This window comes from Vibrio sp. V42_P2S4T144 (assembly GCF_009904715.1).
Taxonomy (GTDB): Bacteria; Pseudomonadota; Gammaproteobacteria; order Enterobacterales; family Vibrionaceae; genus Vibrio; species Vibrio alginolyticus.
Window position 1 is genome coordinate 1 of record NZ_WXWS01000110.1, and the last position, 10183, is coordinate 10183.

At 45.4% G+C, this 10183-nt stretch carries 11 protein-coding genes; 1 reads left to right on the top strand and 10 read right to left on the bottom strand.

Features of this window, described 5'->3' with window-relative positions:
- Nucleotides 1-65: 65 nt before the first annotated feature.
- Nucleotides 66-710: a ribonuclease T gene (gene rnt, locus CAG68_RS03695; protein ID WP_005384888.1), complete on the bottom strand. Its 645-nt coding sequence runs from the start codon at nt 708-710 to the stop codon at nt 66-68.
- Between the two features lie 341 nt (nt 711-1051).
- Here rnt and motY point away from each other — a divergent pair, with 341 nt between their 5' ends.
- Nucleotides 1052-1933 (top strand): flagellar protein MotY, encoded by an 882-nt coding sequence (gene motY / locus CAG68_RS03700; protein ID WP_005384887.1) that lies wholly within the window; start codon nt 1052-1054, stop codon nt 1931-1933.
- A gap of 120 nt (nt 1934-2053) precedes the next feature.
- On the opposite strand, the gene CAG68_RS03705 is transcribed toward motY, so the two are convergent.
- The 9 genes from CAG68_RS03705 to rsxA form a co-directional block, all read right to left on the bottom strand.
- Nucleotides 2054-2488, bottom strand: a complete 435-nt coding sequence (locus CAG68_RS03705) for a DUF2753 domain-containing protein (protein ID WP_005384886.1) — start codon at nt 2486-2488, stop codon at nt 2054-2056.
- 150 nt (nt 2489-2638) lie between these two features.
- Complete coding sequence (gloA, locus tag CAG68_RS03710) at nt 2639-3055, bottom strand: lactoylglutathione lyase (protein WP_005380739.1); 417 nt, start codon at nt 3053-3055, stop codon at nt 2639-2641.
- A 32-nt stretch (nt 3056-3087) separates the two neighbouring features.
- Nucleotides 3088-3729 carry an endonuclease III gene (gene nth / locus CAG68_RS03715; RefSeq protein WP_005380743.1) on the bottom strand — a complete coding sequence of 214 codons (642 nt, stop codon included), beginning with the start codon at nt 3727-3729 and terminating at the stop codon, nt 3088-3090.
- Between the two features lie 64 nt (nt 3730-3793).
- Nucleotides 3794-4486 carry an electron transport complex subunit E gene (locus CAG68_RS03720; protein ID WP_005380745.1) on the bottom strand — a complete coding sequence of 231 codons (693 nt, stop codon included), beginning with the start codon at nt 4484-4486 and terminating at the stop codon, nt 3794-3796.
- Nucleotides 4486-5118 carry an electron transport complex subunit RsxG gene (gene rsxG, locus CAG68_RS03725; RefSeq protein ID WP_047103464.1) on the bottom strand — a complete coding sequence of 211 codons (633 nt, stop codon included), beginning with the start codon at nt 5116-5118 and terminating at the stop codon, nt 4486-4488. Before rsxG ends, CAG68_RS03720 begins: the two co-directional genes overlap by 1 nt.
- A 7-nt stretch (nt 5119-5125) precedes the next feature.
- A complete protein-coding gene (gene rsxD / locus CAG68_RS03730; protein WP_005380749.1) occupies nt 5126-6172 on the bottom strand; it encodes an electron transport complex subunit RsxD in 1047 nt (348 codons plus the stop codon).
- Nucleotides 6172-8808, bottom strand: a complete 2637-nt coding sequence (rsxC, locus tag CAG68_RS03735) for an electron transport complex subunit RsxC (protein WP_161440801.1) — start codon at nt 8806-8808, stop codon at nt 6172-6174. Before rsxC ends, rsxD begins: the two co-directional genes overlap by 1 nt.
- 8 nt (nt 8809-8816) lie before the next feature.
- Complete coding sequence (gene rsxB / locus CAG68_RS03740; protein ID WP_005380760.1) at nt 8817-9413, bottom strand: electron transport complex subunit RsxB; 597 nt, start codon at nt 9411-9413, stop codon at nt 8817-8819.
- A gap of 3 nt (nt 9414-9416) precedes the next feature.
- A complete protein-coding gene (gene rsxA, locus CAG68_RS03745; RefSeq protein ID WP_005380762.1) occupies nt 9417-9995 on the bottom strand; it encodes an electron transport complex subunit RsxA in 579 nt (192 codons plus the stop codon).
- Nucleotides 9996-10183: the final 188 nt, after the last annotated feature.

Consider the following 10183-nt stretch of genomic DNA (forward strand, 5'->3'; position numbering starts at 1 on the left):
CGAGCATGACGCACACTGATATAACGACAGGATTCATACTTTTCCTAATATGTTGTGTTTACTTATTATTCTTCGTCGACAAGCGGCCAACCGCCGAGGGCCTTCCATTTGTTGACAATACCGCAGAATAATTCTGCTGTTTTTTGTGTATCGTAAAGCGCAGAGTGTGCTTCACGGTTATCAAATTCCATCCCGGCTGTTTTGCATGCTTTAGCGAGAACTGTTTGGCCATAAGCAAGGCCACTTAATGTAGCCGTATCAAAAGTAGCAAAGGGATGAAAAGGGACTCTTTTTAGTTTACAGCGTTCATTTGCTGCATTTACAAAACCCAAGTCGAATGCTGCGTTATGAGCAACCATAATTGCACGTGAGCAATCTGCGGCTTTTTGTTCTTTGCGAATAAGCTTATAAATTTCCTTTAGCGCCTCTTGCTCAGAAACAGCACCACGAAGAGGGCTGAAAGGGTCACGAATACCATTGAATTCAAGCGCTTCTTTTTCTAAGTTAGCGCCTTCAAATGGCTCCACATGAAAATGAATGGTGGAGGCCGGATGCAACACGCCATGTTCGTCCATTTTCAACGTAACGGCACAGATTTCTAAAAGTGCATCAGTTTGAGCATTGAAACCAGCGGTCTCAACGTCTACTACCACAGGGAAATAACCACGAAAGCGTTTTTTCAAGGTTAGAGCTTCATTTTCTAGTGTCATGTTGGCTTATTTTTGTGTGACGAAGGCTGCATTATTGCAGATTATACCGATGAGAAAAACCGCAATTTAAGAGAAAACCGGAATTCTATTTTGCATCCAATCAATAAGTTTGTATTGCATATTATGTAGACGTTTATTCGCCATACTTTGCATCATGTAAACCGATAAAACATGAGGAAGTAAAACGCTAAGTGGCGGTTAAGGTGATTGGAACACGGTGGCTCACATTAATGGCAGTGTGACAGATAACCCTATATTGGCGAGATTTTTGCATGCCGGTTGAAGTGGTTTTATTGATGCAAATTGACGGCAACAGACTGCCGTTTAAGAGACAGTATTAGATGAAGAAATGGCTGATTACCAGTGGTGTTGTATTTTCGTTGTTTAGCACAAGCAGCTTCGCTTTGATGGGCAAACGTTATGCTGCAACTCCACAGCAATCTCAATGGGAAATGGTGGTCAATACACCATTAGAATGTCAGCTTGTACACCCCATTCCAAGCTTTGGAGATGCGGTATTTTCATCTCGTGCAAATAAAAAAATCAATTTAGACTTTGAGTTAAAAATGCGTCGTCCGATGGGAGAAACACGTAACGTCAGTCTCATTTCTATGCCGCCACCTTGGCGACCAGGTGAACACGCCGATCGAATTACAAACTTAAAGTTTTTTAAACAGTTTGATGGTTATGTCGGAGGGCAAACAGCATGGGGCATTTTGTCTGAGCTGGAAAAAGGCCGTTATCCGACTTTTAGTTACCAAGATTGGCAGAGCCGAGATCAGAGAATTGAAGTCGCATTGTCATCAGTACTGTTTCAAAACAAGTACAACGCGTTTAGCGACTGTATTTCCAACTTATTGAAATACAGTTTCGAGGACATTGCTTTTACGATTTTGCACTACGAAAGACAAGGTGATCAGTTAACCAAGGCTTCTAAAAAGCGTTTATCACAAATTGCAGATTATATCCGACATAATCAAGATATCGATCTCGTGCTGGTGGCGACGTACACAGATTCAACCGATGGTAAAAGTGCGAGTCAAAGTTTATCAGAGCGACGTGCAGAGTCACTTCGTGACTATTTTCAGTCTCTAGGGCTACCGGAAGATCGAATTCAAGTGCAAGGGTACGGCAAGCGTCGTCCTATTGCAGATAACGGTTCGCCAATAGGAAAAGACAAAAACCGCCGAGTCGTGATATCTCTAGGGCGAACCCAAGTGTGATGCTTATAAAAACGCCGAAGCTGAAAGCTTCGGCGTTTTTGATTTACTGACGTTGTTAATAATATTTTAGTGGTATTTTGCCAAGCACCTTTCGGTGATTCCTGCTGTATAATTTGAATGTTAGTTTAAGCGGAATTTGGCAATGACTTCGCAATTGGTGGCGGTATCGATTTTTTCAACCTGTTTGGCAATAGCCGGATTAGGGTGACGCTTCATAAAGTCTATCAACGCCTTAGTACAGCATCCTATCGAGTCGATAAAGCTTGCACACTCTTTATTTGGGCATTGTGGGATAAGTGTTAAGACCTTCTCAGAGGCCAGTTGAAGGTATTTGAGTTCATAGTCAGTATCTCCAGCCCAACGCCAGAACTGAGCTAAGTTATGACAAGAAATCACAGAAATTAATAATCGCTCGTCCGCCTCAATTTCCACACATTCGCTGATATCTTCACTCAGGCTTAGGGCTTGCTGGTAATGAAGAATGCTGCGAACAGGGTCATCTAGTTGAAGTGCCGTATCGGCTAGAAGTGTGTGTTTTTCCCATTCACTGATCATTATCGTAATCCCGCATATCGAAGTTGCGGATAAATCTAAACGATAACTATTATCAAGTAAAGAGTTTTGTTTATAAAAGGACAGGCAGATCGCAGACCTGCCTGTAATCGGAGTTCAACTTGCAGTACAAGTGATTATTAGAAGTGCCGCTTAGCCTTCAAGACCTGCTGAAGCTTGCTTGTTTTGAATAAGCTCAATCATATAACCATCTGGGTCTTTTACGAATGCAATGTGCGTGCTTCCGCCTTTTACTGGACCTGGCTCACGCGTCACATTACCGCCCGCCGCTTTGATAGCGTCGCAAGTTGTGTAGATATCGTCAACACCAATGGCGATATGACCAAAAGCGGTACCTAAGTCATACTCAGTTTTACCCCAGTTGTAAGTCAGTTCGATCACTGCACCTTGGGATTCGTCACCATAACCAAGAAACGCTAGCGTGTATTCGTACTCTTTATTTTCGTTAGTACGAAGTAGCTGCATGCCCATAACTTCAGTGTAAAACTTGATGGATTTGTCTAGATCACCTACGCGAAGCATAGTGTGGAGAATTCGACCGTTTGACATTTTTTGCTCCTAGCTTTGATTTACAAATAGCGTTAGCTATCTGGGTATACTTTCTCTTTATATTCGCACAAATCTTCGATAATGCAGCTACCGCAGCGAGGCTTTCTTGCTACGCACGTATAACGACCATGAAGAATGAGCCAGTGGTGCACATCGAGTTTGAACTCTTTTGGCACAACTTTTAATAGCTTCTGCTCGACATCATCAACCGTTTTTCCCATCGCAAATTTAGTGCGATTCGACACGCGATAAATGTGCGTATCGACGGCAATAGTTGGCCAACCAAAAGCGGTGTTGAGCACGACGTTTGCGGTCTTGCGACCTACGCCTGGTAGCGCTTCTAACGCGGCACGATCTTCAGGAACTTCACCATTGTGTTTTTCCAACAAGATCTTACAAGTCTTGATAGTGTTTTCTGCCTTTGAGTTAAACAAACCGATGGTCTTTATGTATTCTTTTAAGCCATCAACTCCCAAATCGAGAATACTTTGCGGTGTATTAGCGACAGGGAAAAGTTTGTCGGTGGCTTTATTGACACTTACATCGGTTGCTTGCGCTGATAATAATACCGCGATTAGCAGCTCAAAAGGGGAGCTCCAGTTAAGCTCAGTTTGAGGATTCGGATTGTTTTCTCGTAATCGCTCAAGAATTTCGATTCTTTTTATTTTGTTCATTGCTGACTTCCAATACCGTCTCTGCGGTTTATGAAAAAGGCTCCTATGACAGAGCCTTATCTTGTTATGCGTTAGTGACGCGAGCACGTTCTATGGTTGGTTTTTCTTCTTTTGGTTGACGTGCCTGAATTGAATTATCTATGACATTTTTGAGCGCTATCAACAGCCCAACACCGATAAATGCACCAGGTGGGAGAAGCGCTAACAGGAAGCTATTGTCAAATTGGAAAACTTGAATCCGTAGAGCTGAAGCCCAGTCTCCTAGGAGAAGGTCTGCTCCGTCGAATAGTGTGCCATTACCAATCAATTCGCGCATGGCACCTAAAACAACCAAGACGCTCGTCATACCAAGGCCCATCCACAAACCATCTAGCGCAGCGGGTGCAACATCATTTTTTGAAGCGTATGCTTCAGCTCGACCAATAATGATGCAGTTCGTTACAATCAGAGGAATAAAGATACCAAGAGACAGGTATAAACCGTACGCATAGGCATTCATCAATAACTGAACGCAGGTAACAAGTGAGGCAATAATCATCACGAATACAGGTATACGGATCTCTTTTGGCACATAGTTACGAATAAGAGAAACTGTTACGTTGGATCCAACTAGCACGAGTAAGGTTGCAATACCAAGACCTAATGCATTGGTTATCGTGGAAGAAACCGCTAGCAGTGGACATAAGCCCAGCAGTTGTACGAGAGCGGGGTTGTTACTCCACATACCGTTTTTCATCAGTAATTTATTCTCATTCATTACTGCTCTCCTTCACAGCCTAACGGCTGGTTAAGAATGTCTTCACGAGATTGGTTTACGTAGTTAACGGTATTTCGCACCACTTTTACGACGGCTCTTGGCGTGATCGTTGCACCAGTAAATTGATCGAAATCGCCGCCATCTTTACGAACTTTCCACGAATTCCAATTGTTTTCCGTGACTTGTTTTCCTGTAAAGCTCAGGATCCAGTCGGTGACACGAAGATCGATTTTATCGCCCAGACCAGGGGTTTCTTGGTGGTTTAGGACGCGTGTCCCCAAAATATTGCCCTGATTATCAATCCCAGTAATCACTTTTATCTCACCATTGTAGCCATCTGGCGCGATAGATTCTATTGCGATTGCTGTTGGTTCACCATTCTTCGTGGCGAGGTAGGCTGGCATCGCACGTAATGTCCCCAGATCTGGAGACGTGACCATTGTACAAGCTTGCGTGAGTGCGTTGTCATGCATGTTTTCTGGAATGACTTGATTCAAAACAGAAAGTAATTGTTTTTGCTCTTGTACCTTGATTTGGTCTTTTGTTAGGTACTGAGTAAGGGCGACTAATCCGGTTGTTGCACATGCAAATATCGCGAGTGTCAGACCATTTTTTCTAATAGCGGTTAACATGTTTACCTCAGTGACCGTAAGTTCTAGGTTTGGTGTAGTAATCGATCAGTGGCACACACATATTTGCAAGCAACACTGCAAATGCAACACCATCTGGGAAACCGCCCCAACTGCGAATGATAAAAACCAAAGCACCAATAAGCGCACCGAAGATTAAACGTCCTTTGACGGTGGTAGACGCCGAAACGGGATCGGTTGCAATAAAGAATGCGCCAAGCATGGTTGCACCAGATAACAAGTGTAAAATTGGCGACGCAGTTTCCCCTGGCGTCAGCAACGTGAACACTAGGCTAAACAGAGTCAGACTCGCAAGGAAACCTGCTGGAATATACCATTGGATGATACGCTTTTTGATCATGACTATGCCGCCAAGAAGGTAAGCAAGGTTTACCCATTGCCAACCAATACCACCTAAGCCATCAAATATTGGCTGCGACATTACTTCGCTTGGAGTGGCACCTGTAAGAATGCCAGTCTTAAATGCATCAAGTGGTGTCGCCATTGTCACGCCGTCAACTCCTGAGCGAACTTGCTGAAGTGATAAGCCGTCGTAATCATAGCCCGTAAAAATTAAAGAGAGTGTATCTGCAAAATTTACATGATCAGGTATGAGTGATGTCGGTGCACTCCAACTCGTCATTTGTACTGGGAAAGAGATCAACAAGACCACATAAGCGACCATTGCAGGGTTGAATAAGTTTTGTCCAAGGCCACCATAGAGGTGTTTAGCGATTACTATCGCAAAAATAAGTCCGATCACCATAATCCACCACGGAGACCATGGTGGTATAGCAACGGCTAACAACCAAGCGGTAACTATTGCACTGTTATCACGTAGCGCTCTCATTGGTGAGCGTTTACGACAGATCATGACTAAGGCTTCAAGGGATACAGCGACTGCAATGGCAAAAATTAGTTGAATAAGCGTACCCCAGCCAAAGAAGTAGGTTTGAGCTACTAAACCTGGAAGTGCGCAAAGTGCCACCCATTTCATTAAGTCTGGCGTACTACGACGACTGTGGGTATGCGGTGAACTGGCAATAAAAAACGACACTACTCGTTCTCCTCAGTATTATTTTTATTAGCTTCTTGTTGCGCTTTGCGTGCCTTCGCGCGCGCAATTGCTGCGGCAACCGCGGCTTTCTTCGGATCCTCTTCTGGTTCTTCGGAAGCTGCTTCTTCAACAGGCTCTGTTTGCGTTTCTTGCTTCGCTTTGCGCGCTTTGGCTCGAGCGATGGCAGCAGCCACGGCGGCTTTTTTCGGATCGTCGGTTTGCTCGGCAGGTGCGTCAGCTTCTTCCGCTTCAGTTGAGTCTGCTTGCTTCGCTTTTCGCGCTTTGGCACGTGCAATCGCAGCAGCCACGGCGGCTTTTTTCGGATCGTCGGTTTGCTCAGTAGGTGCTTCAGCTTCTTCCGCTTCAGTTGAGTCTGCTTGCTTCGCTTTACGTGCTTTGGCACGTGCAATCGCAGCAGCCACGGCGGCTTTTTTCGGATCGTCGGTTTGCTCGGCAGGTGCGTCAGCTTCTTCCGCTTCGGTTGAGCCTGCTTGCTTCGCTTTGCGCGCTTTGGCACGTGCAATCGCAGCAGCCACGGCGGCTTTTTTCGGATCGTCGGTTTGCTCAGCAGGTGCGTCAGCTTCTTCCGCTTCAGTTGAGTCTGCTTGCTTCGCTTTGCGCGCTTTGGCACGTGCAATGGCAGCAGCAACCGCGGCTTTTTTCGGATCGTCGGTTTGCTCAGTAGGTGCTTCAGCTTCTTCCGCTTCAGTTGAGTCTGCTTGCTTCGCTTTACGTGCTTTGGCACGTGCAATGGCAGCAGCAACCGCGGCTTTCTTCGGATCGCTGTCTTGCTGTGCAGACGTTTCCGATTCTACAGATTCAGTTGAATCTTCTTGTTGTGCTTTTTTCGCTTTAGCTCGGGCGATGGCGGCCGCAACTGCCGACTTTTTATCATCAGCGTTATTGTCTGGCGTTTCGCCTTGTTCTTTTTGCGCTTTCCGTTCGCGAGCAAGACGTTTGCGCTCTTCGCGCAGTTTTGCCATTTCTGAGTTATCAGGTTCACTAGAGCCTGCTTTAGCTGCTGCCGCTTGTTTCGCCTTCGCTTTGGCAATGGCTGCCGCTACGGCTGGTTTTACTGCTGGCTCTGTTTTTTCTGTGGTTTCTGTCTTTTGAGCTTTCACTCGTGCGATTGCTGCTGCTATCGCATCATCGCCGCCAGAAGACTTCATCTCTTTACGGCGCTGATCGGCAGCTTTCTTGAAGCGATTTTCACGTTCTGCTTTTTCGCGTTCCATACGCGCTTTTTTCTCTTCAAAACGCAGTTTTGCTCGCTCTGCAGCTTCCGCTTCTTGTGTTCTAGTTCTAATTTCTGCTTTCGCTTGGCGGTAGTACTGTACGAGCGGAATTTCACTTGGACATACAAACGCACAAGCGCCGCACTCGATACAATCCTTTAAGTTTAATTCTTCGAGTTTGTCATACTCTTCAGCTTTTGCATGCCATTGCAGTTGTTGAGGCAGCAGCGAAGCAGGGCACGCTTCTGCACATTGGCTACAGCGAATACATTCCATCTCATACTGGTGCGGAGAGATCTCACGACGAGTCGGAGCAAGGATACAGTTTGCTGTCTTGGTAATCGGCACTTGGGAGTGAGGAAGGGTAAAGCCCATCATTGGCCCACCCATAATTAAACGCTGTAACTTCTTATCTGCTTTATAGCCAAACTCATCCAACAGTGCTTGTACTGGTGTCCCTAACAATGCCCAAACGTTGCGTGGTTGTTTGAAGGTTTTACCAGTGAGAGTCACGATGCGCTTTATCATCGGTTCACCGTCGATGACTGCGCGTTTTATAGCGTAAAGAGAACCAACATTCTGAACCAAAATACCAATATCGGCTGGAATCGCGCCACTTGGTACTTCTTTATTGGTTAAAATTTTGATCAGCTGTTTTTCACCGCCAGAAGGGTATTTAGTCGGGATAACGCGAATAACGATATCTTTGTTTATAGCCGCAGCTTCTAGCGCTTTGATTGCTTCTGGCTTGTTGTCTTCAATGCCAATAATCGTGAGCTTTGGTGTCAGGATATGTTCGACAATTTCGATACCTTGAATAAGCTCTTCGGCATGTTCTTGCATGAGCTTGTCATCAGACGTGATGTATGGCTCGCACTCTGCTGCATTAACGATAAGAATCTCGGTACGAGCAAAACCTGATTGGATTTTTTTTGCAGTAGGGAAGCCTGCGCCACCCATACCAGAAATACCAGCGAGACGAATAACATCAATCAGTGCGTCAGGGGTTTCTTGTTGGTAATCTGCGACGGGGTTTCTTTCACACCATGCATCGTTACCATCAGGCGTGATGACAGCGCACAATTCACTTAACCCAGAAGGGTGCGCGACAGTTCGTGGCTCAATCGCGGTGAGCGTACCTGATGTTGGAGCATGCACTGGAACCGTAAAGCCGGTCTCCGATTGCGTTAATGGCTGACCTTTTAATACGTAGTCACCTTCGGCAACCAGTAGGTTACCCGCTTTACCAATGTGCTGTTTTAGCGGCAATACAATTTCTGACGGGATAGCCGCATGAGCGAGTTCAGTTTTGTTGGACTGCTTTTTATTTTCTGCCGGATGCACACCACCTGGGAAATCCCAAAGCGCGCCTGTACGAATTTGTTCAATCAAAGACAACATGTGAAACCTTACTTAATTGAATCTTTCACGTTCGCTGCATTGTCGGCAGCATCCGTAATGTTAAGTACCGGAATGGAGTGAAGTTGCCACTTCCAGCTTTCTGTGGTCGTTGCCACAGGAATCATTTCAATACAATCAGTCGGACATGGGGCAACACACAAGTCACAGCCCGTACATTCGTCTTTGATTACGGTATGGACCGCCTTTGTTCCGCCTACAATTGCATCCACCGGACACGCCTGAATACACTTAGTGCAGCCAATACACATGTCTTCATGAATAAACGCAACGGTTGGAATTTTGCTGTCGAGATCGTGCGCAGATTCTTCTGGCTCAACACCCATTAAGTCGGCGAGCTTTTCGATTGTTGCCTGACCACCAGGTGGACATTTGTTTATGTGGTCGCCATTTGCAATTGCTTCAGCATAAGGGCGGCAACCAGGGTAGCCACATTGACCGCATTGAGTTTGCGGTAAAATGGCGTCGATTTGATCCACAATAGGGTCCGCTTCAACTTTAAAGCGAATAGAAGCAAAACCAAGTATCGCGCCGAAAATCGCAGCCAGAACCGCTAACGCGATAATCGCAATTAAAATCGTACTCATCGCTTACTTCACCAAACCTGTAAAGCCCATAAAGGCGAGTGACATTAAACCTGCTGTAATCATTGCTATTGATGCACCTTTAAAAGGTACAGGAACGTCGGCGGCGGCTATGCGCTCTCGCATGGATGCAAAAAGTATCAACACCAATGAGAAACCAACAGCGGCGCCGAAGCCGTAGATGATCGATTCAATAAAGTTATGGTTTTCATTAATGTTAAGAAGTGCCACGCCCAATACTGCGCAGTTTGTTGTGATCAGCGGTAAGAAAATGCCAAGCAAGCGATAAAGCGTCGGGCTGGTTTTGTGCACAACCATTTCGGTGAACTGCACCACAACGGCTATCACCAAAATAAAACTCATGGTTCGAAGGTACTCAATACCTAGTGGACGAAGGATGTAGCTTTCCACTAAATACGCACACACTGACGCGAGCGTTAGCACAAAAGTTGTCGCTAAGCCCATACCTATTGCTGTTTCCAGTTTTTTGGACACACCCATGAAAGGACATAGGCCCAAAAACTTCACCAGTACAAAGTTGTTCACCAGCACAGTGCCGACCAACAACAAAACATATTCGGTCATAGTTATTACGTTCTTAAAATCCGATCTTGATATTATCGTGTTTTGTGACACCAATAACAACCAGTGAACGATGTGGTTTTACATACACGATGGAAAAATAGTCGTCTAATTGATGTATTTCGATGAATCAATAAGAAATTGAATCGTTTGCTGAATGTATTGTTAGCGAGAGGATACTACCTATTAAT